At 73.3% G+C, this 23,336-nt stretch carries 25 protein-coding genes and 1 pseudogene; 15 read left to right on the forward strand and 11 right to left on the reverse strand.

The features are described 5' to 3' along the window. Positions 1-1,011 carry an alcohol dehydrogenase catalytic domain-containing protein gene (locus ACZ470_RS21720; protein WP_468429448.1) on the reverse strand — a complete coding sequence of 337 codons (1,011 nt, stop codon included), beginning with the start codon at positions 1,009-1,011 and terminating at the stop codon, positions 1-3. A gap of 229 nt (positions 1,012-1,240) precedes the next feature. On the opposite strand from ACZ470_RS21720, the gene ACZ470_RS21725 reads away from it, so the two are divergent. Next, complete coding sequence (locus tag ACZ470_RS21725; RefSeq protein WP_468429450.1) at positions 1,241-2,137, forward strand: LysR family transcriptional regulator; 897 nt, start codon at positions 1,241-1,243, stop codon at positions 2,135-2,137. On the opposite strand, the gene ACZ470_RS21730 is transcribed toward ACZ470_RS21725, so the two are convergent. Beyond that, entirely contained in the window at positions 2,134-2,484 is a 351-nt protein-coding gene (locus ACZ470_RS21730) for a hypothetical protein (RefSeq protein ID WP_468429452.1), read from the reverse strand. The genes ACZ470_RS21725 and ACZ470_RS21730 overlap by 4 nt on opposite strands. Positions 2,485-2,613: 129 nt before the next feature. Here ACZ470_RS21730 and ACZ470_RS21735 point away from each other — a divergent pair. Continuing rightward, positions 2,614-2,919 (forward strand): annotated as a pseudogene (locus ACZ470_RS21735) (CU044_5270 family protein); the annotation flags it as partial. A gap of 18 nt (positions 2,920-2,937) precedes the next feature. Here ACZ470_RS21735 and ACZ470_RS21740 read toward each other — a convergent pair. Together ACZ470_RS21740 and ACZ470_RS21745 are read right to left on the reverse strand one after the other, a co-directional pair. Further along, positions 2,938-3,303: a nuclear transport factor 2 family protein gene (locus tag ACZ470_RS21740; protein ID WP_468429453.1), complete on the reverse strand. Its 366-nt coding sequence runs from the start codon at positions 3,301-3,303 to the stop codon at positions 2,938-2,940. Between the two features lie 119 nt (positions 3,304-3,422). Beyond that, positions 3,423-5,177: an ABC transporter ATP-binding protein gene (locus ACZ470_RS21745; protein ID WP_468429454.1), complete on the reverse strand. Its 1,755-nt coding sequence runs from the start codon at positions 5,175-5,177 to the stop codon at positions 3,423-3,425. A 135-nt stretch (positions 5,178-5,312) separates the two neighbouring features. On the opposite strand from ACZ470_RS21745, the gene ACZ470_RS21750 reads away from it, so the two are divergent. The 7 genes from ACZ470_RS21750 (at position 5,313) to ACZ470_RS21780 (ending at position 10,913) form a co-directional block, all read left to right on the forward strand. Further along, positions 5,313-6,401, forward strand: coding sequence for an S-(hydroxymethyl)mycothiol dehydrogenase (locus ACZ470_RS21750; protein WP_468429456.1), 1,089 nt, complete (start codon positions 5,313-5,315; stop codon positions 6,399-6,401). Beyond that, positions 6,401-7,030, forward strand: coding sequence for an MBL fold metallo-hydrolase (locus tag ACZ470_RS21755; RefSeq protein ID WP_468429458.1), 630 nt, complete (start codon positions 6,401-6,403; stop codon positions 7,028-7,030). Before ACZ470_RS21750 ends, ACZ470_RS21755 begins: the two co-directional genes overlap by 1 nt. Positions 7,031-7,134: 104 nt before the next feature. Then, positions 7,135-8,049 carry an SDR family oxidoreductase gene (locus ACZ470_RS21760; RefSeq protein WP_468429460.1) on the forward strand — a complete coding sequence of 305 codons (915 nt, stop codon included), beginning with the start codon at positions 7,135-7,137 and terminating at the stop codon, positions 8,047-8,049. A gap of 49 nt (positions 8,050-8,098) precedes the next feature. Further along, positions 8,099-8,908 (forward strand): SDR family NAD(P)-dependent oxidoreductase, encoded by an 810-nt coding sequence (locus ACZ470_RS21765; protein ID WP_468429461.1) that lies wholly within the window; start codon positions 8,099-8,101, stop codon positions 8,906-8,908. A 101-nt stretch (positions 8,909-9,009) separates the two neighbouring features. Further along, positions 9,010-9,705, forward strand: a complete 696-nt coding sequence (locus ACZ470_RS21770; protein ID WP_468429463.1) for a L,D-transpeptidase family protein — start codon at positions 9,010-9,012, stop codon at positions 9,703-9,705. Positions 9,706-9,847: 142 nt separating this feature from the next. After that, positions 9,848-10,033 carry a hypothetical protein gene (locus tag ACZ470_RS21775; protein ID WP_030863721.1) on the forward strand — a complete coding sequence of 62 codons (186 nt, stop codon included), beginning with the start codon at positions 9,848-9,850 and terminating at the stop codon, positions 10,031-10,033. 55 nt (positions 10,034-10,088) lie between these two features. After that, entirely contained in the window at positions 10,089-10,913 is an 825-nt protein-coding gene (locus tag ACZ470_RS21780; RefSeq protein WP_468429464.1) for an EamA family transporter, read from the forward strand. 21 nt (positions 10,914-10,934) lie between these two features. On the opposite strand, the gene ACZ470_RS21785 is transcribed toward ACZ470_RS21780, so the two are convergent. Continuing rightward, the gene (locus ACZ470_RS21785) at positions 10,935-12,314 is read right to left on the reverse strand and encodes a S1 family peptidase (RefSeq protein ID WP_468429465.1); all 1,380 of its coding nucleotides are present in this window, start codon (positions 12,312-12,314) and stop codon (positions 10,935-10,937) included. Positions 12,315-12,446: 132 nt separating this feature from the next. Beyond that, positions 12,447-13,496, reverse strand: coding sequence for a hypothetical protein (locus ACZ470_RS21790; protein ID WP_468429467.1), 1,050 nt, complete (start codon positions 13,494-13,496; stop codon positions 12,447-12,449). 24 nt (positions 13,497-13,520) lie between these two features. Between ACZ470_RS21790 and ACZ470_RS21795 the strand changes: the two genes are divergently transcribed. From ACZ470_RS21795 to ACZ470_RS21805, 3 genes are read left to right on the forward strand one after another with little or no spacing between them, the layout of a single operon-like run. Beyond that, positions 13,521-14,720 (forward strand): MalY/PatB family protein, encoded by a 1,200-nt coding sequence (locus ACZ470_RS21795; RefSeq protein ID WP_468429469.1) that lies wholly within the window; start codon positions 13,521-13,523, stop codon positions 14,718-14,720. Then, the gene (locus ACZ470_RS21800) at positions 14,713-15,444 is read left to right on the forward strand and encodes a class I SAM-dependent methyltransferase (protein WP_468429470.1); all 732 of its coding nucleotides are present in this window, start codon (positions 14,713-14,715) and stop codon (positions 15,442-15,444) included. The genes ACZ470_RS21795 and ACZ470_RS21800 overlap by 8 nt, the downstream gene beginning before the upstream one ends. Positions 15,445-15,464: 20 nt before the next feature. Further along, positions 15,465-15,845 (forward strand): PPOX class F420-dependent oxidoreductase, encoded by a 381-nt coding sequence (locus ACZ470_RS21805; protein WP_468429472.1) that lies wholly within the window; start codon positions 15,465-15,467, stop codon positions 15,843-15,845. Positions 15,846-15,877: 32 nt separating this feature from the next. Here ACZ470_RS21805 and ACZ470_RS21810 read toward each other — a convergent pair whose 3' ends face one another. Continuing rightward, on the reverse strand, positions 15,878-16,294 hold the full coding sequence (locus ACZ470_RS21810) for a Zn-ribbon domain-containing OB-fold protein (RefSeq protein ID WP_468429473.1): 417 nt from the start codon (positions 16,292-16,294) through the stop codon (positions 15,878-15,880). A gap of 164 nt (positions 16,295-16,458) precedes the next feature. Then, complete coding sequence (locus ACZ470_RS21815; protein WP_468429475.1) at positions 16,459-17,181, reverse strand: TetR family transcriptional regulator; 723 nt, start codon at positions 17,179-17,181, stop codon at positions 16,459-16,461. Between the two features lie 127 nt (positions 17,182-17,308). On the opposite strand from ACZ470_RS21815, the gene ACZ470_RS21820 reads away from it, so the two are divergent. Together ACZ470_RS21820 and ACZ470_RS21825 are read left to right on the forward strand one after the other, a co-directional pair. Beyond that, complete coding sequence (locus ACZ470_RS21820) at positions 17,309-18,154, forward strand: ATP-grasp domain-containing protein (protein WP_468429477.1); 846 nt, start codon at positions 17,309-17,311, stop codon at positions 18,152-18,154. 74 nt (positions 18,155-18,228) lie between these two features. Beyond that, positions 18,229-18,861 (forward strand): peptidoglycan-binding domain-containing protein, encoded by a 633-nt coding sequence (locus ACZ470_RS21825; protein ID WP_468429479.1) that lies wholly within the window; start codon positions 18,229-18,231, stop codon positions 18,859-18,861. A 4-nt stretch (positions 18,862-18,865) separates the two neighbouring features. Here ACZ470_RS21825 and ACZ470_RS21830 read toward each other — a convergent pair whose 3' ends face one another. The 3 genes from ACZ470_RS21830 to ACZ470_RS21840 form a co-directional block, all read right to left on the reverse strand. Next, complete coding sequence (locus tag ACZ470_RS21830; protein WP_468429481.1) at positions 18,866-21,262, reverse strand: SpoIIE family protein phosphatase; 2,397 nt, start codon at positions 21,260-21,262, stop codon at positions 18,866-18,868. Between the two features lie 136 nt (positions 21,263-21,398). Further along, on the reverse strand, positions 21,399-21,767 hold the full coding sequence (locus tag ACZ470_RS21835; protein ID WP_468429483.1) for a hypothetical protein: 369 nt from the start codon (positions 21,765-21,767) through the stop codon (positions 21,399-21,401). A gap of 295 nt (positions 21,768-22,062) precedes the next feature. Next, entirely contained in the window at positions 22,063-22,980 is a 918-nt protein-coding gene (locus tag ACZ470_RS21840; RefSeq protein ID WP_468429485.1) for a MurR/RpiR family transcriptional regulator, read from the reverse strand. A gap of 170 nt (positions 22,981-23,150) precedes the next feature. Here ACZ470_RS21840 and ACZ470_RS21845 point away from each other — a divergent pair, with 170 nt between their 5' ends. Then, positions 23,151-23,312, forward strand: a complete 162-nt coding sequence (locus ACZ470_RS21845; protein WP_468429486.1) for a hypothetical protein — start codon at positions 23,151-23,153, stop codon at positions 23,310-23,312. Positions 23,313-23,336: the final 24 nt, after the last annotated feature.

The raw sequence follows: 23,336 nt of genomic DNA on the forward strand, positions 1-23,336 counted from the left end.
TTACGCGAAGGCGATGACGCTGCGGCCCCGGGCGGTGCCCGCGGCCATCGCGTCCAGGACGGCCGGCGCCTCGTCCAGACCGATCGGGGTGACCTCCGGCAGGATGCCGTGCGCGGCGGAGAAGGCCAGGGTGTCGCGCAGGTCGTGGGGTGAGCCGGACGGCGAGGCCACCACATGCAGCCGGTTGAGCACCATCGGCATGGTCGGCAGCACCAGCGGCTCCGATCCGTAGCCGCACAGGACCAGCGTCCCGTCGGGGGCCAGACCGCCGAGCGTGGCGGCGGCCGCCTCGGTCGACGGAGCGCCGTTGAGGACGAGGTCCGCGCCGCCGTCCCACGCCTTGAGCGCCTGCGCGGGGTCGGTCTCCCGGGCGGCGACGAAGAGCTCCGCGCCCAGCGCCTTGGCCTGGTCCTCGCCGCGCCGTGACCGGCCGACCACAGCGACCCGCGCCCCCATGGCGACGGCGTACCGCACCGCGAGACCGCCCACGCCCCCGGCCCCCACCACGGCGACCCGGGCGCCGGCCCGCACCCCGCCCTGCCGCAGCCCGTTGAAGGCGGTCAGCCCCGCGCACATCAGCGGCGCGGCGGCCACCGGGTCCAGACCCGCCGGCAGCGGGGTGACGAAGCCGGCCTTGAGCAGCGCGTACTGGGCGTATCCGCCGTCGGCGACGACACCGGTGACGGCCTTGCCCGGACAGAGGATCAGGTCGCCCCGCACGCAGTAGTCGCAGTGCCCGCACGAGTCGTACAGGAACTGCGCGCCCACCGCGGTGCCGACCTCGGGGAAGGTCACGCCGGCGCCCACGGCCGTCACCACGCCGGTGATCTCGTGACCGGGCACGACCGGGAAACGGGCGAACGGGTAGTGGCCCCGCAGCAGGTTCAGGTCCGAGAAACAGACACCGCAGGCGGTGACCTTGACGACGACCTCGCCCGGACCGGGCTCCGGGACGTCGAGATCCTGTAGGGCGAGCGGGGCACCGGCCCCGGTGGCGACGGCGGCACGCATCACGGACATCCTCCGGGAGTTCCGGGCGGGCGAACGGAGGCCGCCCGCGGTCGGCGCCGCGGGATACGGTGGGAGGACACCCGGTCGGGAGGCAGCGGCCCGACCGCGGGGATCACGCCCTTCGCGGCATGTGACCAGCGTGGCGCGCCGTTCCCCAGGGGTCCAATGCTTCTTGTGGCGCGGACGATGACGGCGGCGCATCGACGCAGGAAGCCGGGAGGCGGGCGACATGAGCGGCGAGCCGGTCGATCTGGATCTGCGCAGACTGCGCTCCTTCGTCGCCGTGGCCGAACGGCTGCACTTCGGGCAGGCGGCGGCCGCCCTGCACGTCACCCAGCCCGCCCTGTCCCGCCAGATACAGCAGCTGGAGCACGACCTCGGCGTCGCCCTGTTCACCCGGAGCAGTCGCGAGGTCGCGCTCACCCCCGCGGGCGAGCAGTTCCTCCAGGACTCCAGGGCCCTGCTGGCCGCCGCCCGTGCCGCCCGGGACCGCGCCCGGCGCATCGCCACGGGCGAGCATCTGCTCAAGGTCGGCTTCATGCTCAGCTCCGAGATCACCGCGCCGCTGCACGCCTTCTCGGCGCGCCACCCCGAGGTGCGCATCGAACTGGTCCGCCTGCGCTGGTGGGCCCAGTCGAAGGACCTGCTCGACGGCACCGCCGACGTGGGGTTCGTCCGCCTGCCCGTCGACTCCGACCGGCTGAACCTGCTGCCCCTGTACCGGGAACGGCTCAGTGCCGTCCTCCCCGACCGTCACCCGCTGGCCGGCAAGGACGCCCTCGATCTGCACGCCCTCGCGGAGGAACCGCTGCTCCGGTACGCGGGCGCGGAACCCGCCTGGTCGGCCGTGTGGAACGCCGATCCCCGCCCCGACGGCACGCACCCGCCGCACGGTCCGGACGTCCACGACATGGAGGAGATCCTGGCGTACGTCCGGCCCGGACGCGGCGTGGTGCTGGTGCCGGAGTCGGTGGCGGCGGTCTTCCCCCGCCCCGACATCTCCTACGTCACGGTCAGTGATGTCCCGCCCGGTGTGGTGGCCCTCGCCTGGGACGCCTCCCGCCCCTCAGCCCTCGTCGAGCACTTCGTGGCGGCGGCACGAAGCACCCTCGCCGACAGGACCTAAGCGGCGGACAGGGCGACGAGAGCGAACCCGACGGCCAGGGCGCAGCCCAGCAGCGTGCAGCCCAGCAGTCGCCGTCGCAGCAGCCGGTAGCGCGTCTCGTACTGCGCCCGCAGCTCCTCGGCCCGCTCCACGGTGCGCCGCCACGACGTCCGGCTGAGCGCCAGATACCGCTCGGTGAACTGCCGGTCCACCTCGTCCCGTTGACTCTCCGTCAGCCAGCCGAGCCCGGCGGTGAGATCGGCCGCGGCCGTACGGGCCTCGGCGCGGGCCGCATCGACGAGGAGGTGCCCCTCGGTCTCGTTGAGCAGCGCCTCCATGTCCACGGAGGCGCCCTTCCCGCCGGTCACCGGACGCTCAACTCCCGCACCGGCCGCGGCGGGGTGTGGTGCAGGTCGAACGCCGGGGACTCGCTGCGGATCCGCGGCAGGGTGCGGAAGTTGTGCCCCGATGGCGGGCAGGAGGTCGCCCACTCCAGGCCCGAACTCCTCGACTCCACCGCACAGTTGCTGGACCACTGGACACTCGGCGCCCGCGAGTCCGCCGCGCTCGCCCGGCTGCTGGCGGACGCCGAAGGGCTGCGGCCCGCGGGCGAGGTGACGGACCGGCTGGGCCGGCCCGGCCAGGCCCATGTGTACGACGGCGGCTCCGGCGTCCGCCACATGCTGATCCTGGACCCGTCCACGGGCGCCGTCCTGGGCCTGGAGCAGACGTTCACCACCGATCAGCCCGAGTACCGTGTGCGCGCGGGCGACGTGATGCAGTACCGGGCCTGGACGCGGTGAACGTCCCTGCCGTCGGCCCTACTCGTCCCAGGCCTGGATCATCACCTGCCCGGTGATCTTGCCGTCCCGCAGCGTGAGCATCGACTCCGAGAGCACCCGCACCCCGTCCGGGTACCGGCAGCTCTCGCAGTAGGCGGCGTGATCTCCCTGGACGACGCACGCCTCGAGCGTGTGTGTCATGTCGCGGCTGTAGACGTCGTCCAGCATGGCGGCGATCTCGTCCCGGCCGTGCAGGACCTTGGGGTGGCTGGGCTGGGTGTTGCGGTCCACGATGCGCATTTCCGCGTCGTCCGCGTAGAGCGACATCAGCGTCGCCGACGTGTCCGCCTCGATGCCCCGGCGCAGCGTGTCGGTGCCGAAGACGGGGTGTGCCGCGGTGGTCATGATGACGTACCTCCTCCGAGGCCGCGGCCCGTGGCTCCGGCGGGCCGGGACGGCCTCTCCTACGAGCGTCCTCCGGCCCGGCGGGCAGGGCAAGCCCGGCCCCGCGCCCTCCGCGCCGCTCACTCGGCCGCCGCCAGGAACTGCGTGGCCGCCAGCTCCGCGTACAGCGGATCGGTGGTCACCAGTTCCCGGTGCGTGCCGACGGCACGGACCCGGCCCGCGTCCATCACCACGATCCGGTCGGCCGTCGTCACCGTGGACAGCCGGTGCGCGACCACCAGGACCGTCGTCGTACGGGCCACGTCGGCGACGGTGTCCCGCAGCGCCGCCTCGTTCACCGCGTCCAGCTGCGAGGTGGCCTCGTCGAGCAGCAGCAGCCGGGGCCGGCGCAGCAGGGCGCGGGCTATCGCGACCCGCTGCCGCTCACCGCCGGACAGCTTGGTGCCGCGATGCCCGACGAGGGTGTCGAGCCCGTCCGGCAGCCGGGACACCAGACCGTCGAGCCGGGTCGTCTTCAGCACCCGCGTCAGGGTGCCCTCGTCCGCCTCGGGATTGCCCAGCAGCAGGTTGTCCCGCAGGGAGCCCGACAGCACCGGCGCGTCCTGCTCGACGTACCCGATGGCGGCCCGCAGCCGCGACAGTTCCCAGTCCGCCAGATCCCGCCCGTCCAGTGTGATCACGCCGGAATCCGGATCGTAGAACCGCTCGATGAGGGAGAACACGGTGGTCTTGCCCGCGCCGGACGGGCCCACGAACGCCGTCATGCCCCGGGCGGGCACGGTGAACGTCACCCCGTGGTGGACGTACGGCAGGTCGTCTGCGTACCGGAAGCGCACGTCCTCGAAGGCGAGCGCGGCGGGCGCCTCGCCGGGCGCGGGCAACCCCGCGGGCCCGGCCGCCGGTTCCGCGGGCAGCCGCAGCGCCTCCTGGATCCGGGCGAGGGCGGCGCTGCCCGTCTGGTACTGCGTGATCGCGCCGACGACCTGCTGGATCGGCGCCATCAGATAGAACACGAACAGCAGGAACGCCACCAGCGTGCCGATGTCGATGGCGTCCGTCGCCACCCGCGCCCCGCCCACCGCGAGCACCGTGATGAACGCGATCTGCATCGCCAGCCCGGCCGTGTTGCCCGCCGCGGCCGACCACTTGGCGGCGCGCACACTCTGCCGCCACGACTCCTGCGCGGCCTCGTGCAGCGCCCGCTCCTCGCGCGGCTCGGCACCGGACGCCTTCACCGTGCGCAGCGCGCCCAGCACCCGTTCCAGCGAGGCTCCCATGACACCGACCGCGTCCTGCGCCTGCCGGGAGGCCCGGTTGATGTGCGGCACGATCACGCCGAGCACCGTCCCCGCCAGCGCGATCACGCCCAGCGTGACGCCCAGCAGCACCGGGTCCACGAAGCCCATCAGCGCCACGGTCGCGAGGAGGGTCAGACCACCCGTGCCGAGCCCCACCAGCGAGTCCGTGGTCACCTCGCGCAGCAGGGTGGTGTCGGAGGTGATGCGGGCCATCAGATCGCCCGGCTCACTGCGGTCCACCGCGGTGATCCGCAGCCGCAGCAGATACGACGACAGCGAGCGCCGCGCCCCGAGCACCACCGACTCGGCGGTGCGCCGCAGCACATACGAACCCAGAGCCCCCAGCACCGCGTTGGCGACCACGAGCGCCGACATCAGCAGCAGCGCGCCCGTGATCCCCCGGTCGCCCGAGAGGTCGTCGATCAGGTCCCGGGCCACCAGCGGCAGCATCAGCCCCGTCGCCCCGGTCAACAGCGACAGCAGGGCGCCGCCCAGCAGGGCCCACCGGTGCGGCCGCACATACCCGAGCAGCAGCCGCCATGCGGGCGGGCCGGAATCCTCTGCTGCGATGCTCACGTCAGCCCCCCTCGGCGTCGGACGGACGTTCAGGCTACGTCGCCCGGGCGGACCCGCCGCACGGCGGGCGGCGGAAGCGATCATTCCCGCGTAGGGTCGGGGGAACGGACACCGGCCGACGAAGGAGTCAGCAGCATGGCGCAGGAAGTACGCGGCGTGATCGCACCCGGCAAGGACGAGCCGGTGCGGATCGAGACGATCGTCGTGCCCGATCCCGGCCCCGGTGAGGCGGTCGTCCGGGTCCAGGCCTGCGGGGTGTGCCACACCGATCTGCACTACAAACAGGGCGGCATCAGCGACGACTTCCCCTTCCTGCTCGGCCACGAGGCCGCGGGCGTGGTCGAGTCGGTCGGCGACGACGTCACCGACGTCGCGCCCGGCGACTTCGTGATCCTCAACTGGCGTGCGGTGTGCGGGAAGTGCCGGGCCTGTCTGCGCGGGCGGCCCTGGTACTGCTTCGACACCCACAACGCGAAGCAGAAGATGACGCTCGCCTCCACCGGTCAGGAGCTCTCCCCGGCCCTGGGCATCGGCGCCTTCGCTGAGAAGACCCTGGTGGCCGCCGGACAGTGCACCAAGGTCGACCCCGCCGTCTCCCCGCAGGTCGCCGGGCTGCTCGGCTGCGGGGTGATGGCCGGCATCGGCGCCGCGATCAACACCGGGAACGTCGGCCGGGGCGACTCGGTCGCCGTCATCGGCTGCGGCGGCGTCGGGGACGCGGCGATCGCGGGGTCCCGGCTGGCCGGAGCGGCGAGGATCATCGCCGTCGACATCGACGACCGCAAGCTCGAGACCGCGCGCTCCATGGGCGCCACCCACACCGTCAACTCCCAGGAGACCGACCCCGTCGAGGCGATCCGCGAACTCACCGGCGGCTTCGGCGCCGACGTCGTCATCGAGGCCGTCGGCCGCCCCGAGACCTACCAGCAGGCCTTCTACGCCCGCGATCTGGCCGGCACGGTCGTCCTGGTGGGCGTGCCCACCCCCGAGATGAAGCTCGAACTGCCGTTGCTGGACGTCTTCGGCCGCGGCGGCTCCCTGAAGTCCTCCTGGTACGGCGACTGTCTGCCCTCCCGGGACTTCCCCATGCTGATCGACCTCCACCTCCAGGGACGCCTGGACCTCGGGGCGTTCGTCACCGAGACCATCCAACTGGACGAGGTGGAGAAGGCGTTCGAGCGGATGCACCGCGGCGACGTGCTGCGTTCGGTGGTGGTGCTGTGATGACCGCCCGCATCGAACGACTCGTCACCTCCGGGCAGTTCAGCCTCGACGGCGGCACCTGGGACGTCGACAACAACGTGTGGATCGTCGGCGACGACCACGAGGCGGTCGTCATCGACGCCGCCCATGACGCCGACGCCATCGCGGAGGCGGTGGGGGACCGGCGCCTGACCGCCATCGTGTGCACCCACGCCCACAACGACCACATCGACGCCGCCCCCGCCCTCGCCGAGCGCACCGGCGCCACCATCTGGCTGCACCCCGACGACCTCCAGCTGTGGAAGCAGACCCACCCGGACCGCGACCCCGACTCCTGGCTGGTCGACGGCCAGGTGATCGAGGCCGCCGGCGCCGACCTCACCGTGCTGCACACCCCGGGACACGCGCCGGGCGCGGTCTGCCTGTACGACCCGGGACTGGGGACCGTCTTCACCGGCGACACCCTCTTCCAGGGCGGGCCCGGCGCCACCGGCCGCTCCTTCAGCCACTTCCCGACGATCATCGACTCGATCCGGGACCGGCTGCTGACCCTCCCGCCCGAGACGAAGGTCCTCACCGGCCACGGCGACCCGACCACCATCGGCGCGGAGGCCCCGCACCTGGAGGAGTGGATCGCGCGGGGCCACTGAGAGGCCCGCCCGGGTGACCCGCGCGAAAAAGGTGACAGAGGATGTCCGGCTTACCCGTCACGCTCGAAGCGACAGCGGAGAGATTCGGTGACGGGAGGCCGTACATGTCGGAGCAGCTGAAGGGCAGGGTCGCGCTGGTGGCCGGGGCGACCCGGGGCGCCGGACGGGGCATCGCCGTGGAACTGGGCGCGGCGGGCGCGACCGTCTACGTCACGGGCCGCACCACCCGCGCCCGCCGCTCCGAGTACGACCGCCCGGAGACCATCGAGGACACCGCCGACCTGGTGACCGAGGCGGGAGGCCGGGGCATCGCGGTGCCGACCGACCACCTCGAACCGGGGCAGGTGAAGGCACTCGTCGACCGCATCGCCGGTGAACAGGGCCGCCTGGACGTCCTCGTCAACGACATCTGGGGCGGCGAGACGCTCTTCGAATGGGACGCGCCGGTCTGGGAGCACGACCTGGACAAGGGCCTGCGCCTGCTGCGCCTCGCCGTGGAGACCCACGCCGTCACCAGCCACCACGCGCTGCCGCTGCTGCTGCGCACCCCCGGTGGACTGGTCGTCGAGATGACCGACGGCACCGCCGACTACAACCGCGACACCTATCGCGTCTCCTTCTTCTACGACCTCGCCAAGTCCTCCGTCCTGCGCATGGCGTTCGCCCTCGCCCACGAACTCGGCCCGCGCGGAGCCACGGCCGTCGCCCTCACGCCCGGCTGGCTGCGCTCGGAGATCATGCTGGACCACTTCGGCGTACGCGAGGACAACTGGCGCGACGCCCTCGGAGCCGTCCCCCACTTCGCCATCTCGGAGACCCCGCGCTACGTGGGACGGGCCGTCGCCGCCCTCGCCGCCGACCCGGACGTGGCCCGCCTCAACGGCGCCTCCCTCTCCAGCGGCGGTCTCGCCCGGGAGTACGGATTCACCGACCTCGACGGCAGCCGCCCCGACGCCTGGCGCTACCTCGTCGAGGTCCAGGACGCGGGCAGGCCGGCGGACGTGACCGGCTACCGCTGATCGTGTCCGCCCTCTGCCGTGGTGATCACGCGGCGGCTACCTTCACCCCATGACGACGGACACGGAGCGTTTCGCGGGGTACGGGGTTCTCATCACCGGGGCGGCACGCGGCATCGGCGCGGCCACCGCCCTGCGGTTCGCCCGTGAGGGCGCGCGGGTCCTGGTGGCCGACGTGGACCCGGACGAGGCGGAGCGCACGGCGTCGGCGCTGCGGGAGCGGGGGCTGGGGGCCGAGGCCCACGCCTGCGACGTGGGCGACCGGGCCTCGGTGGAGGCGGCCGTCGCGTACGCCGTGGACGCCTTCGGGTCGCTCGACGTCCTGGTGAACAACGCCGCGCACTGCACACCGGACGCGCCCCGCTTCGAGGACGAGACGGACGAGGAGTGGGCCGCGGATCTGGACGTCACCCTCACCGGCGCGTACCGCTGCTGCCGCGCCGCACTCCCGCACCTCGCCGCCTCGGGCCGGGGCGCGATCGTGAGCGTCGGCTCCGTCAACGGCCTCCAGGACTTCGGCAACCACGCCTACAGCGCCGCCAAGGCGGGCCTGGTCTCCCTCACCCGCACCCTCGCCGGGCACGCGGGGCCCCGCGGGGTGCGGGTCAACCTGGTGGCACCGGGAACCGTCCGCACACGCGCCTGGGCGGGCAGGGACGACGACCTGGAGGCGGCCCGGCGCGTGTATCCCCTCGGCCGGGTCGGCGAACCCGAGGACATCGCGGCCGCCGTGACCTTCCTCGCCTCCCGTGACGCGTCCTGGATCACGGGCACCACCCTCGTCGTCGACGGCGGCATCACGGCGGTCAACGCGGGGTTCCGGCAGGCGCTCAGCGGCGCGGGAGCCGGCGAACCGTCCTGATAACGGTCCGATCGCCCTTACAACCGATTTTCCCGTTGGGTCGTCTACCTGGCAGAGTGCGCAGGCCATGCGCTCACTTCTGCGGAAAGGCAAAACGGACCATGGGGGATATACGTAGACGGAGTGCTGTCGTGCTCGGGGTCACCTCGCTGGTGGCCCCGCTCACGCTCGCGCTCGGCGCGGCACCGGCGCAGGCGGCGAGCTGCACCACTTCGGCGGGCCCGTACCAGAAGAAGGTGGAGAAGTTCCTCGGCCGTCCGGTCGACGGCAAGCAGTCCGCCGCCGACTGCAAGGCCATTCGCGCCTTCCAGACCAAGCACGGCATCACGCCGAACATCGGGTACGCCGGTCCCGTGACCTGGGGCGTGATGGACCTGATGAACAAGCAGAAGGCCGTCGGGAAGAACCCGAACAAGTCGGGCAAGTGCCCCACGAACAAGGGGCGTATCGCCTGTGTGGATCTGACGCTCCAGCTCAGCTGGATCCAGGACGGCAAGAAGCTCGTCCACGGTCCGGTCCCGGTCCGCACGGGACGCGACGGGTACGAGACCCGCACCGGCCTGAAGAAGATCTACTGGCGCAACATCGACCACGTCTCGACCATCTACGACGTGCCGATGCCCTACAGCCAGTTCTTCGACGGCGGCCAGGCCTTCCACTCGGCGGGTGTCAGCATGTGGAACCCGCCCGGCTCACACGGCTGCGTCAACATGACGAAGACCGAGGCCAAGAAGTACTGGTCGCTGCTGAAGAACGGCGACGACGTCTACGTGTACGGCCGCAAGCCGGGCACCTGATCCCCGCGGGCGCCCGGCCGGCCGGGCGCCCTCCGGGTGTGAACTCGCCCACGTTGCTTGGCAGATGGACGTGATCAGCAACACTGTCGGAAATGTCCGATGAGCGTGCGATTACTCACAGCGTCTTCACGTCCGGCGCCGTATGCTTCACGGCATGTCCACCACTGTTGAACCCTCCTCCGAGCGATCGGCTGCCGAGGTCAACGAGGAGATCCGGGCCCTGTGGCTCCGGTCGGGCGGGACACTGAGCGTCGAACAGCGCGAGGAGTACCAGCGCCTGGTCCAGGAATGGGCCTCAGCCCTCCCGCAGCCGGCCAGGGCCGCCTGAGCGGTTCGCAGCCGGCCCCGGCTTCGCGTCCCGTCGGCTGGGCACCCGTGAGCGAATGGGTGCCCTTCTCGCACTGACCTCCGCCCTCTGCTACGGCATCGTCGACTTCGCGGGCGGCCTGCTGTCCCGGCGCGTTCCGCACGCCGCCGTCACCTTCCTCGGCCAGATCGGCGGGCTGCTGCTCGCCACGGGCGCCGCCCTCCTCCTGCCCGCCGACGCGGTCGCCGGCTCCGACCTGTTCTGGGGCGCCCTGTCCGGCACCGGCAGCGCCACGGCGATGCGCTTCCTCAACCGTGGCCTGAGTCACGGTGCGATGAGCGTGGTCGTTCCCGTGAGCGCCGTCACGGGGGTCGCGCTGTCCGTCCTGTGCGGTGTCCTCCTCCTCGGTGACCGACCGGGCGTCCTGGCCTGGGCGGGCATCGCCGTCACGGTGCCCGCGCTGTGGTGGGTGTCCGGCGGCGGCACCCGTGTCGGCCGGGAGGCCACCGACGGGCTGCTGGCCAGCGTCGGCGTCGCCGTGCAGTACGTCGCCCTCGGCCAGGCCGATCCCGCCGGCGGGCTCTGGCCGGTCGCCGCGGGCCGCGTCGCCGCGGTCCTCGTCCTGCTCCCCGACGCCCTCCGCCGCCCCGAGACCGTTCGGCTGCCGGTGCGGCCGTGCGCCCAGGCCCTGCTGATCGGCGCGGGCGCCGCCCTCGGCCTCGTCCTCTACCTGCTCGCCGCCCAGCGGCAGATGCTCGCCGTCGCGGTGGTCCTCGCCTCCCTCTACCCCGCCCTCCCGGTCGTCCTCGGCCTCGGTGTCCTGCACGAACACGTCTCCCGGCGGCAGGCCGCCGGGCTGCTGGGAGCCGGTCTGGCGACCGTGCTGCTCACGGTCGGCTGACCGGGCGCACCGGCCGCCCGCTCAGCCCCACATCGCGGAATAGTGCCGCTGGTACGCCTTGCGGTCCTGCTCCGCCCGTATCCAGCGGGACGCCACCAGGGCGACCAGGCTGCCCCCGATCACCAGCAGCCCGGGACCGACGTTGCGCGGGTCGGCCAGCCGGGAGAGCAGCGTCGACGGGTCCGGGACGATGCCCCGCACCGGAGTCGACGACCCCGGCGAGGCGGCGTCCGGAGCCGCCGCGCCCCGCGCCTCGGACGGCGCCGGAGAAGGCGCCGCAGCGCCGCCGTCGGCCCCGGGCGCCACGATGAGCCGTACGCCGAGCTGCGCCAGCGCCTTCGTCACCGGCTGGAAGTACGTCGTACCGCCCGTCCGGCAGTCACCGCTGCCACCCGACGTGACACCGAGCGCGATGCCCTCGGAGAACATCGGGCCGCCGCTGTCCCCGGGCTCCGCGCACACATTCGACTCGACGAGTCCGCTGACCGTCCCCTCGGGATAGTTCACCGTCGCGTTGAGCGCGGTCACCTCGCCGTCCCGCAGACCACTGGTGCTGCCGCTGCGGAACACCCGCTGCCCGACCGTCGGATCCGCCACCCCCGTGATCCGTACGCCCTTGCCGTCGCCGACCGCCACCACCCCGGCGCCCTCGCCCGCCCGGCCGCCGGCGTACTCGATCAGCGAGTAGTCGTCCCCGGGGAAACTGCTCCGGACCGTCGTCCCGACCTCCTGTCGGCCGCGGCCGTCGGCGAACCAGACGGACCCGTCGGGCCCGCAGTGCCCCGCCGTCAGGATGAAGTCCCGTTTCCCGTCGGTCACGTTGAAGCCCGCCGAGCACCGGCCGGCCGTCGACAGAATGGGCCGCGCCCCGTTGAGACGGGTGGTGAACGCGCCCTCGCTCCGCTCCATACGGACGAAACCGCCGATGCCGTCCGCCACTTCGGTCAGCTCGGACCAGTCGTCCGCCGACACCGTGCTGTCGCCCCGGACCACGACCTCGTTGGACCGGTAGTCCATGGCCCACGCCGTACCCGGCACACGCGGCGCCGAACTCAGCGTCCTCGTCGCCGACTTGAGGTCGTCCATGCTGTGCCGCACCATCCTCGGCTCGGCTCCGGCCCCCCGCACCGCGGCCGCCGCCTCCTCGTCGGTGACCGCGACGACCGTCCCGCCGTCGTCGGCGATCCAGCTGCCCGCCGTGCGCGAGGTGCCGAGCTCCGCCACCAGGCCGGCGCCCGGTCCGGCCGCCGCAGTCTCCTCGGCGGTGGAGTACGGGACGGCGTCGGGCGCCCGGGGCTCACTGGCGACGGCGTGCGTGACCATCGTGGCCCCCAGGAGGAGTCCGCCGACGGCCGCCAGCCGTGTCACTCGCCGGACGACCCGTCGTCGTGCGTGCCTCATGCGTGGCTCCCGAACCTCAGCGGCACGGTGCGAACACCGCGGGGGCGCCTCCCGAGTCGAGGGCCCCCTTCCCATACGGGTCCGGGCCCCGGCGCGTTCAGCGAGGTCCCGGTCGAATCCGCGACCTACGGGTCAACGCGTTGTTCGCGCACGAGGGTTGGCCCCCACGCCGAGCACGGCCGCGCTGCGGGCGTCGCCCCACACGGACGCTTCGTCCACATAGGGCCGCAGCAGCACGGTGAGCGCCGGGTCACCGCGGCCGTTCAGCTCGTCGGAGGCCACCTTCCGGGCGATCCCGGCGAGGAAGTCCGCGAGCTGCACCCGCGGATCCTCCCGCGCGGCGACCAGCCGCACCTCCTCGAGGGCGATCCCGTCCCGCCGGGCGGTCTCCTCGACCCACGCGATGCGCTCGGGAGTGAGGAGGTTCTGCCGGTCGTGCACCAGCCGTACGGGACGCCCGCCCGCGCTCCAGTACGCGGCCGTGGAGACGATTGCCGGAAGCAGCGGGTTGAGCACCGGTATCCACGCGGCCGGCCCGTCGGGCAGCCCCGCCCGGTACGCCTCCGCGCGTTCCCGCCGCGCCGCGAGCCGCTCCAGGATCAGTACCGCCGGCGTGCCCGCGTGGCCCTGGCGCAGCTCGTCCACGGTGTCGAAGAAGCGCGCCACGGACGCCCCCGGCTCACCGCCGTCGCGTACCCGCAGCACCTCGTTCGCGGCGCGGAGGAACCGCGTCCACCCCTCCGTCCCGAACGTCCGGGGCCCCGCCCGGAACAGGACGACCGCCTCACCGGGGCCGTCCTCCCCGGGGTCGTCCTTCCCGGGGTCGTCGAGCAGCAGCGCGACCACCCGGTCCACCACGAAGAACGCCTTCTCCGTGAGATGCACACGGGCCCGCCCGTGGATCGGCCCGCCGGGCGCCAGCAGCCACTCCAGCACCGCCCGGTGCTTCTCCCGCAGCAGATGGGTCGCCTTGTACTCCGAGGCCGGTGAGCGGATCCGGTCCCGGATCTCCCGTACGGCGCCGGCCGCGGCGGCGACGGACACCCGCACGCCGGCGTGGGCGAACACATCGGTGTTCCCGCCGGTGAGGTTCTCGCCGTCCGACCCCGACTCGTCGCAGGCGATCTCCAGCGGCGCACCGCCCCCGACGGCGCCCGCCCCGTTTTCCCGATGACCACTCACGCCACGGCCCCCTATCGTGTGCACATGACCAGGATCCCGCACGAGACGTCCGGTGAACCGAATCCGCTGCGCGCCCTCGACCTGGACACCCTGCGCCGCCGCACCAGCATGAAGTGGCGCACCCACCCCGACGACGTGCTGCCCCTGTGGGTGGCCGAGATGGACGTACCCCTCGCCGAACCGATCGTCCGCACCGTCACCGCGGCGCTGGAGCTCGGCGACACCGGCTACCCGGCGGGCACCGCCTACGCGGAGGCGCTGGCGGCCTTCGCGGACAAACGGTGGGACTGGGGCGGGCTCGCCGTGGAGCGCTCCGCGATCGTGCCCGACGTCATGCTGGGCGTGGTCGAGATGCTCAAGCTGGTCACCGGGTCCGGGGACGCGGTCGTGGTGAACCCGCCGGTGTACCCGCCCTTCTACGACTTCGTCCGGCACATGGACCGCCGGGTGGCCGAGGCCCCGCTCGGCGCCGACGGGCGGATCGATCCCGACGTCCTGGAGGACACCTTCCGGCGGGTGACGGCCGGCGGCGCCCGGGCCGCCTTTCTGCTGTGCAGCCCGCACAACCCCACCGGCACCGTGCACACCGCCGACGAGCTGACCGCCGTGGCGGCCCTCGCCGAGCGGTACGGCGTACGGGTCGTCGCCGACGAGATCCACGCGCCGCTGGTGCTGGGCGACACCCCGTTCGTGCCCTACCTGAGCGTGCCGGGCGGCGAGCGCGGTCTGTCGCTGATGTCGGCGTCGAAGGCGTGGAACATGGCCGGCCTCAAGGCCGCCCTCGCGGTCGCGGGACCGGAGGCGGCCGAGGACCTGGCGCGGATGCCCGAGGAGGTCGGCCACGGCCCGAGCCATGTCGGCGTCCTCGCCCACACCGCCGCACTGCGTGACGGCACCGCGTGGCTGGACGCCCTGCTCACCGGCCTCGACGCCAACCGCCGGCTGCTCGCCGACCTCCTGGCCGAGCACCTGCCGGCGATCCGCCACCGGCCGGGCGACGCCACCTATCTCGCCTGGCTCGACTGCCGGGCCCTCGGCCTGGGCGACGATCCCGCCGGTGCCTTCCTCGAGCACGGCCGTGTGGCCCTCACCCCCGGCCTGCCCTTCGGCACGGGCGGCGCCGGCCACGCGCGCCTGAACCTCGCCGCCTCGCCCGAGGTGCTCGAGGAGGCGGTTCGGCGGATGGCGGTCGCCGTGGAGCGGGCCGAGGGCACCCGTGGCTGACGAGTGCTTCGGTCATCCGCGGCTCGCCGCGGTCTACGACCCGCTCGATCCCGACCGGGGCGACCTCGACGCGTACCTCGGCATGGCGGAGGAGTTCGGGGCCCGGCGGGTGCTCGACATCGGCTGCGGAACAGGCGTGTTCGCCCTGCTGCTGGCCGACCGCGGCATCGAGGTCGTCGGTGTCGACCCCGCCGGGGCCTCCCTCGACGTGGCCCGCGGCAAACCCGGCGCCGCACGGGTCCGCTGGATCGAGGGCGACGCGACGGCGCTGCCGCCGCTGCGCGCCGATCTGGCCACCATGACGGCGAACGTCGCCCAGGCCATCGTCGGTCCCGACACCTGGCACGGCACCCTGAGAGGCGCCCACGCGGCACTGCGGCCCGGGGGACGACTGGTGTTCGAGACCAGGGATCCGGCCCGGCGGGCCTGGGAGGCGTGGACCCGGGAGGACTCGTACGGCAGGACGGACGTACCCGGCGTCGGCACGGTCGAGCACTGGCACCAGGTGACCGACGTGGACGGCCCGTTGGTGACGTTCCGTACGACCTATGTGTTCGCCGCGGACGGAGCGGTGCTGACATCGGACTCCACGCTGCGCTTCCGCGAGCGGGAGGAGGCCGAGGCGGACCTCGCCGCGCACGGCTTCGTGGTGGAGGGAGTACGGGACGCCCCCGACCGCCCGGGCCGGGAGTTCGTCTTCGTCGCCCGCCGTCCGGCCGCCTAGACACCCCCTAGACTTCCCGCATGGACGAGGAGTTGCCGAACCGGCTCGGATCCGGGAAGTACCTGCTGGTCACCAGCTACCGCAAGAACGGTACGCCGGTCGCCACGCCGGTGTGGGTGGTGCGGGACGGTGACGCGCTCGGGGTGTGGACCGTCGCCGACTCGTGGAAGGTGAAGCGGATCCGCGCCCGTGGCGACGTCCTCGTCGGCCCGTGCGACGTACGCGGCAACCCGACCGGTGACCAGGTTCCCGCCACCGCGGAGATCTGTGACGCGGCCACCACCGCCCGCTACCGGCGGCTGATCGCCCGCAAGTACGGCCTGGTGGGCCGGCTGACCCTCCTCGGCAGCCGCCTCCGCCGGGGCGTGGACGGCACGGTCGGCATCCGCGTCACCCTCTGAGTCCCGCCTGCCGGGCCGTGCCCGGCGGTCCGTCAGGTCCAGGCCCGGAACGGCTCGTCGACGAGCTGGAAGACCGGCTCGCCCCGCACCGGGTCCTTCGCGGTCGACAGCCGCACCCGGTCACCGCTGTGGATGCCGATGGGCGGCCCCATGACCCGGCCGCGCACCACGAAGCCCTCGGCCATCTCGATCAGGGACACATTGCGTGCCGCCGGGGTGTTGCGGTGCAGCACCGTGGAATGACGGACCGTCCCGACACCCTCGCTGCGCTCCGTGCGCAGGTCGCTGCCCTGGCAGACCGGGCACAGCAGCCGGTGGTACATCGCGGTGCCGCACCAGGTGCAGCGCTGGTAGAGCATGGCCTCCGCGTGGTCCGGGCCCTTGGGTTCGAGGACGCCCGTCGCGGGGCCGGGTGCCTGCTGAGCGACGCTTCCTGAGTGGTGGTACACGCTGGTCAACTCCCTGCACTCGGCCGGAAATCCCGCGTGCGCGGTCACCCGGCACGCGCGTGCAGGTGCGCCGTGCCACCGTGCACAGCCACAGAGTATGGCACTCAGTGCCAGGCGTAAAGGCACTCCGTACCCTCAATATGCGACGGCCGTTCGTCCCTGGGTCACCCGCGTCCGAGCGCGGTCTCCAGTTCCTGCACCACGCGCCACAACGGCGCCTCCCGCCGCGCGACGACCACCACCACGTCCTCGGGCCCCTCGCCGGCCGATGCGACGGGCGCGGCGCCGAACGCGGCCCGCACATGCTCCAGCGCGTGGTCCACCGCGGCTTCCGCGTCCCCCTTCCCGTCCGAACGCAGCCAGGAGCGCAGCGCGTTGTTGTGCGCCGCGACCACGGCCGCCGCGATCACATCGGCCCGGAGGATGCCGTCCCGCAGGCCGGCGAAGCGCGCCCGCAGATATCCGGCCAGTGCGCGCTCGTACCGCCAGACCACGGACAGCTCGTACGCCCGCAGCCCGGGCACGCTCCTGGTCAGGCGGTAGCGCTGCACGCTGAACGCCGGGTTCTCCGCGTACATCAGCAGCACCAGCCGGGCCGCGTCGCACACCCTGCGCACCGGTTCGTCGTCCTCGGAGCCCGCCGCCAGGAACGCCGTCATGTCGGCCAGGCACCGCTCGTGGTCCGGAAAGACCACGTCCTCCTTGGACGGGAAGTAGCGGAAGAAGGACCGGCGGCCCACCCCGGCGAGCGCCACGATGTCGTCGACCGTGGTCTGTTCGTACCCCCGCTCCAGGAACAGCCGGAACGCCGCCGCGACCAGGGCGTCCCGCATCGGCGGCTTCTCGGCCCTGTCACCGCGGCCGGGCGCCGCACCGCTGGAGCTCATGCACGGAACGTAGCACCGGGAGGGCGCGGATGGCACTCAGTGCAGGACTGTGAGGAACCCGGTACCGCCGAGCCTTCGGGCGCGGGTCGTTCCTATGATCGACCCACCGTCGTTCCGAGGAGCCCGTATGCCGCCCGCCCGCCCCCGCGTCCTGTACGTCACCGACCTGGCCTACCCGGCCCGCGGGCGCCGCTACTGCGACGAGGACATCTTCCTGACCTCCCGGCTGCGCGAGCACGTCGACCTCGCCCTGTGCCATCCGCGGGACGCCGTCGCCCTGATGGACGCCTTCGACGCCGTCGTGGTCCGCAACAGCGGCCCCGTCCTGGCGTACCGGGACGCCTACGAGGCCTTCCGCGAGCACGCCTCGGCGACCGGCAGGCCGGTCTACAACCCGCTCACCGGCCGCGGCGACATGGCGGGCAAGCAGTACCTGCTCGACCTGACCGCCGCCGGCCGTCCGGTCATCCCCACCGTCGGCCGGCCGGAGGACCTGCACCGGCTGCCCGCCGCCGAGCGGTACGTCGTCAAGCCCAGGCTCGGCGCCGACTCCATGGGGCTGCGCGTCGTCCCCGCGGACGAGGTGCGCGGCCTCGTCGACGGCGACGTCCTGGTGCAGCCGTACATCGACTTCGCCTACGAGGTCTCCTTCTACTTCGTCGACCACGACTTCCAGTACGCCCTCCACGCCCCGCACCCCGAGCGGCGCTGGCAGCTGGAGCCCTACGAACCCACCCCGGACGACCTGGCGTTCGCGTGGGCGTTCATCGACTGGAACACCCTCGACCACGGCATCCAGCGGGTCGACGCCTGCCGCGCCCCCGGCGGCGAACTGCTGCTGGTCGAACTGGAGGACCTCAATCCGTACCTGTCCCTCGACGCCCTCGACGACACGGGCCGGGAGGCGTTCGTGTCCGCCATGACGGCATCCCTGCGCCGCTTCCTCCGGGACTCCGCCGGCCCGGGGCACTGAACCCGCGCGGCCCCCGCCACGTATCCCTTCCCGCGGACGGATCGACTCCGCCGCGCGGCACGGAAGGAGACGACGTGACGACACCGTCCGAGCCCGGGCGGCCGCCCGACGGACCGCCCCTCGAACCCATCCGGGTCCTGCGCCCGCGCCGCACCGACGCCCTCGCGGAGCTGTTCCGGGAGTTCGAGCGGGAGCAGCGGGGCGGAAACGAGTCGATGCCGCCGCCCCGGCCGCCGAACGGGTCCGAGGACCGGACGCGGGGACTCCCGCCCCTGCCCGCGGGGCCGCCGCCGACGTCCCGTTCCTCCTCCGGAGTGCGCCGCGCCGCCCTGGCACTGGCCGTGGCCGCCGCCGCGGTGACCGGATTCGGCGGCGCGCTCCTGCTCACGCAACGGGACGCCGGCGACCGCGCGGCACCCGCGCCCGCACCCACCGCGACCGTCACCGGGGCGCCGCGCGCCCCCGCCGGCCAGGGCTTCCTCAGCGAGGGCGACTCGGGCCCCGAGGTGACCGAACTCCAGCAGCGGCTGCTGCGCGTCCCGGACGTCTACCGGTCCGGTGCCACCGACGGCCGCTACGACGCGACCCTCTCCGCGGCCGTCGCGCGCTTCCAGCTCTGGTACGGCGTCCAGGGCGACGAGACGGGCGTCTACGGCGACGACACCCGGCTCGCGCTGGAGTCGCGCACCGGTTCCGCGGGGGACTGACCCGCTACCGCTCCGCCGGCACCCGGATGTCCAGCACGCACACGTCGTCGCGGCGCTCGTCCTCCAGCATCACGTCCAGCAGCGCGCCCAGGGACCCGGTCTCGTCGCCGGGGTGCGCCGCCACGGCCTCGGCGAGCCGCGCGAGGCCCACGTCGATGTTCTCCGGCGGCCGCTCCACCAGGCCGTCCGTGTACAGCAGCAGCCGGTCGCCCGGTTCGAGGCGGCACTCGGCCTCCTCGAAACGCGGCGTGGTGGTCCCGCCGAGCAGCATGCCGCCGGGGCGGCGGAGATAGGTCACCTCACCGTCGCGCAGCAGCAGGGGCGGGGTGTGGCCCGCCTGGGCCCAGACCAGACGCCGTTCCGCGGGCCGGTAGCGGGCCAGGATCATGGTCGCCGTGCCGTGGGTGTCACGGGAGTGCAGCAGCAGGGTGTTGAGCCGGGCGAGCGCGCCGGTCAGCGAGGAGCCGGTGATGACCATGCCCTTGGCGGTGAACCGCAGCTGGGCCATGGTGGCGACGGCGTCCACCCCGTGTCCGGCGACGTCGCCGACGACGAACAGGGCGTCGCCGTCGGGCAGTTCGATGGCGCTGAACCAGTCGCCGCCGACGTGGATGCCCGCCTGGGCGGGAAGGTAGACGACCTCCACGCGCAGCCCGGCCAGGTTCACCTCCCGCTCGGGCAGCGGCAGCAGCGCGTTCTGAAGCCGGGCCACCAGGGTCCGCTCGGCCTGGAGGACGTCGTGCTGGGTGAGGATCGCCCGCTCGGTCTCCACCAGGGCGAGCTCGGCCCGGCGCCGCGCGGTCAGGTCCTGGAGGACGCCGTGCACCTCAACGGGCGTGCCGTGCATGTCGGCCACCGCTTCGGCGACCAGACGCAGATGCCGGACGCCGCGCGTGCCGCGGACCCGGAACGGGGCGTCCAGCGGCAGCCCTTCGTGGAGGAGGCCGTCGACGGCGTGCCGCAGCGCGGGCCGGTCCTCGGCCAGCGCGAGCCCGGGGAGGTCGACGAGCCGGACCGGCCCGTCCGCCGGGTCCCGGCCGAGGATCGCGAAGACCTGCGTCGACCAGGACCCCTCGGACGTGTCCAGGGACCAGTTCGCCCAGCCGAGGTTTCCCAGTCGCTGGAGGTCGGCGAGCCGCTGCTCCTGCCGGTCGGACGAGGCGCGCCGGACCCAGGTGACGAGCAGCGCGTCGTCCAGGGGGGTCACCCGCACCGTGTACATGGCCAACTCGGTGACGCCGTGCGCCACCTCCTGATGGGCGAACGGCTCGCTCTCGTACGTCTCCCCGCCGGCCAGGGTGTTCAGGCAGCCCTGCCACACCGGCGTGTCCGTCACCTCGGGCCACACCTCACGCAGCCGCCGCCCGGCAGGGTCGGACCCGCTGCCGCCCAGGAGGTCGGCCGCCTGTGCCGTCACGGCCTCGACCCGGAAGTCCTCGGGCCCGCCGGAGGCGCCACGGAGCGGGGTCAGCAGCAACGCCGCGACCGGCAGCACCGCGAACAGCGCCCCCACGGCGTCGGGGAGCGGGCCGGCGGCCGGCTCCGAGGGGGCGGAGAAGGTGCGCAGCCGGCCGGCGCACAGCCGGACGACCCCGCGCAGATGGGTGCGGTCGCGCGGGGTGAAGGCGCCGGGGCGCTCGCGCAGCACGCCGACGCAGAGGTCGCGGCCGTCCCCGGCGGGCACCGGCAGCCAGGCCCGGGACCGCCATCGTCCGGGCGGATCGCCGATCAGCAGGTACCGCGCGCTGTCCGCGGCGAAGTCCTCCAGCCAGCGCGGTTCACCGGCCTCCAGGGCGTCCAGCACGGCGACCCCGCTGAACGGGGGCACCTGGCTCCACCGGGCGGCCAGCCGTTCGTCGACACCTGCGTGCCCGAGCAGTTCGGCGCCGCCGCCGGGCCGGCGGGCGTAGATCATGACGGAGTCGGCGCCCAGGTCCGGCCCGAGATGCTCCAGCAGGCACCGGGCCAGTTCCTGGGGTGTGCCGGTGCGCACGAGGAGCCGGGCGAGGCGGCCCAGGGCGGCGGCCACGTCGTCGGGAGCCGGGGATGCCACCGAGGGGTCGGCCTCGACGGGGGCCGGTGCCGCGCCCCCGGTCTCCTCGGCCGGCCGGCCGGCCGGCTCACCGGGCCGGGCGGGTGCCATGGCTCCCAGGGTGATCCAGCACTCCTCCAGCAGGGTGCGGCGGGCCGCCTTGGCGCGCTGGAGCAGCGTCTCGGCCGCGGCCTCCGTGGAGCAGCCGTCCAGTGCCATGACGACGCCCTTGGCCCGCTCCACGACGGCCGAGGTCGCGGCCTGCTCGCGCAGCCGGTCCATCTCGGCACGCTGCCGGGCGACGACCCTGGTCAGTTCCACCAGGTCCGGCGCGGCTCCGGGGTCCACCGGGACAATGGGCTCCCTCATCACGCGATGAGCATCGCACACCTCTCCGGGTTCGTTGACCGGCTTGTTCGCCCGGATTCCGGGAGGGGCCGGGATCAAACGGGAACAGCCCGGATCAAAGGGGCGCGGACGGCGCGTGCCCGGCGGGGTCCGCTGGTCAGCGGCCGGATTCGGCCAGGGCCTGGGTGACCGCCCGCACGCTGCGGGCGATGTGCTGGAGCTGCGTGACCTCGGCCGCGTAGAGCTTGATCGTGTGCTCGATGACCCCTTCGCGCAGTCCCATCCGGGGCAGGTCTGCCCGGGCCGTCTGGAGTGCCGTGCGGGCCACCCGGATCTCGTGTTCGACCTGGACCTGGGCGTGCCGGGCCAGCAGGACGGGGTGCCGGATGAACGCCGGGTAGCTCGCGTAGCGCGCGGGCACCAGCTCGCGCAGCCATTTGGCCGCCGAGCGTTCCCAGTCGTAGCTGCCGGGGGTCTTGACCTGGCAGGGCCAGTCGGGACTGAGACGCGTGGTGGTCACGGGCATGATCATCGCTTCCGGGTGTGCGGCGCCGCCGGCGTGGACGACGGGATGGGGCGGCCCCGGCCTAGGGGATGACCGGGGCCGCCACGAGGAGCCGGGCAGGGGAAGCCCGGCTGAACACCCTGACCTCCGAAGCGGGTAGGAGCCGGCGGCTTCGGGTGTTCGCGAAGGCGCCCGGTGCTGAGCGGCCGGGTCGCGTGAGCAGTATTTATATATGCCATGTGGTTTGCAAGACGTATGAAAACATTCATGCGTGCTGCGATCGGCGCTCCGGTGGGACGCCCGGCCGGGGCGGGGCTCAGTCCCTCAGGAAGAACTGGTGCTCGTCGGCGACGCGCTCGTACTCGTCGAGCCGCGCCTGTGTCCGCTCCGGATCCGCGTCCGTCATGGCCTGGAGCAGCGCCGCGCACATCACGCCCGGCGCGGCGTACGAGTCGAACACCAGCCGTGATCCGGTGCCGGTGGCGAAGGTGACGTCCGCCTCGTCCGCGATCGGGCCCAGCGCCAGATCGGTGATCAGCGCGACCTTCAGCCCGGCGCTGCGCGCCACCCGTACCGCCGTCAGCGTCTCCTGGGCGTGCCGCGGCATGGAGAACGCGAGCACCCAGGTGCCGCCCGCCTCACGGGACTGGAGCAGCGCGTCGTAGGCGACACTGCCGCCCAGCGTCACGAGCCTGACGTCGGGGTGGATACGGCGGGCGGCGTAGGCGAAGTACTCGGCCAGCGAGACGGAGATGCGCAGTCCCAGCACGGTGAGCGGCGTGGACGCGGACAACCGGCGGCCGACCTCGATGAACCGGTCGGCGTCGGCGAAGTCCCGCCGCAGGTTCTCCAGGTTCTCGATCTCCGCGTCGACCGCCGCCTGGAGTTCGTTGCCCCGGATCTCCTCGGCGGGGCCCCCGGCCCGGGTGCCGAGCGTGATCGACTGGAGCTTCTCCCGCAGCGCGGGGTAACCGCTGAAGCCGACCGCCGACGCGAACCGGGTCACCGAGGGCTGGCTCACCCCGACCCGGTCGGCGAGATCCGTGATCGACAGGAACGCCGCCTCGGTGATGTGCTCGATCAGATACTGGGCGATGCGCCGCTGCCCGGGGGAGAGCCGGGGCCGGTCGAACAGCGTGCGGAGCTGGGCCGTCGGGGACACCTCCGTGTCCTGGCCCGCCTTCCCCGAGGTGATCGCGGATGCCTGTGCGCGTGCCTGCTGCGGCGATCGCACCGGTGCGCCTCCTTCGTCTCCCACGAGGGTTCAACATAGCCCACCCACCGTGGTGACCAGGCTTCTCCGGGAGAGCGACGGACCGCTTCACCGGGGATATCCGCGGCGTCCGTGGGAACCCGCCGACACAGCGAGACAGAAACCCCCTGACACACCAGGAGCCACCGGACATGACCGTCCCCGAGGAGAACCGGCCGAAGACCCGGGACACCGACGACGTCGTCGAGCGACAGGAGGAGAACGAGACGCGCACCCGGGGCGGCACCGGCCGCACGATGCGCGAGGCACTGGAGGAGGCGGAGATCGGACCCGAGGACTTCGAGGAACGCTGACCCCGCACCACCCCTCCCGTTCCC

Source organism: Streptomyces sp. NPDC031111, assembly GCF_055570675.1.

Bases quoted from the DNA above. Each gene is read 5' to 3' on its own strand.
- ACZ470_RS21755 (WP_468429458.1), top strand. From the start codon at position 6,401: ATGACCGCCCGCATCGAACGACTCGTCACCTCCGGGCAGTTCAGCCTC.
- ACZ470_RS21815 (WP_468429475.1), bottom strand. From the start codon at position 17,181: ATGAGCTCCAGCGGTGCGGCGCCCGGCCGCGGTGACAGGGCCGAGAAG.
- ACZ470_RS21765 (WP_468429461.1), top strand. From the start codon at position 8,099: ATGACGACGGACACGGAGCGTTTCGCGGGGTACGGGGTTCTCATCACC.
- ACZ470_RS21750 (WP_468429456.1), top strand. From the start codon at position 5,313: ATGGCGCAGGAAGTACGCGGCGTGATCGCACCCGGCAAGGACGAGCCG.
- ACZ470_RS21795 (WP_468429469.1), top strand. From the start codon at position 13,521: ATGACCAGGATCCCGCACGAGACGTCCGGTGAACCGAATCCGCTGCGC.
- ACZ470_RS21775 (WP_030863721.1), top strand. From the start codon at position 9,848: ATGCTTCACGGCATGTCCACCACTGTTGAACCCTCCTCCGAGCGATCG.
- ACZ470_RS21720 (WP_468429448.1), bottom strand. From the start codon at position 1,011: ATGCGTGCCGCCGTCGCCACCGGGGCCGGTGCCCCGCTCGCCCTACAG.
- ACZ470_RS21760 (WP_468429460.1), top strand. From the start codon at position 7,135: ATGTCGGAGCAGCTGAAGGGCAGGGTCGCGCTGGTGGCCGGGGCGACC.
- ACZ470_RS21725 (WP_468429450.1), top strand. From the start codon at position 1,241: ATGAGCGGCGAGCCGGTCGATCTGGATCTGCGCAGACTGCGCTCCTTC.
- ACZ470_RS21845 (WP_468429486.1), top strand. From the start codon at position 23,151: ATGACCGTCCCCGAGGAGAACCGGCCGAAGACCCGGGACACCGACGAC.
- ACZ470_RS21830 (WP_468429481.1), bottom strand. From the start codon at position 21,262: ATGAGGGAGCCCATTGTCCCGGTGGACCCCGGAGCCGCGCCGGACCTG.
- ACZ470_RS21835 (WP_468429483.1), bottom strand. From the start codon at position 21,767: ATGCCCGTGACCACCACGCGTCTCAGTCCCGACTGGCCCTGCCAGGTC.
- ACZ470_RS21740 (WP_468429453.1), bottom strand. From the start codon at position 3,303: ATGACCACCGCGGCACACCCCGTCTTCGGCACCGACACGCTGCGCCGG.
- ACZ470_RS21805 (WP_468429472.1), top strand. From the start codon at position 15,465: ATGGACGAGGAGTTGCCGAACCGGCTCGGATCCGGGAAGTACCTGCTG.
- ACZ470_RS21770 (WP_468429463.1), top strand. From the start codon at position 9,010: ATGGGGGATATACGTAGACGGAGTGCTGTCGTGCTCGGGGTCACCTCG.
- ACZ470_RS21780 (WP_468429464.1), top strand. From the start codon at position 10,089: ATGGGTGCCCTTCTCGCACTGACCTCCGCCCTCTGCTACGGCATCGTC.
- ACZ470_RS21820 (WP_468429477.1), top strand. From the start codon at position 17,309: ATGCCGCCCGCCCGCCCCCGCGTCCTGTACGTCACCGACCTGGCCTAC.
- ACZ470_RS21785 (WP_468429465.1), bottom strand. From the start codon at position 12,314: ATGAGGCACGCACGACGACGGGTCGTCCGGCGAGTGACACGGCTGGCG.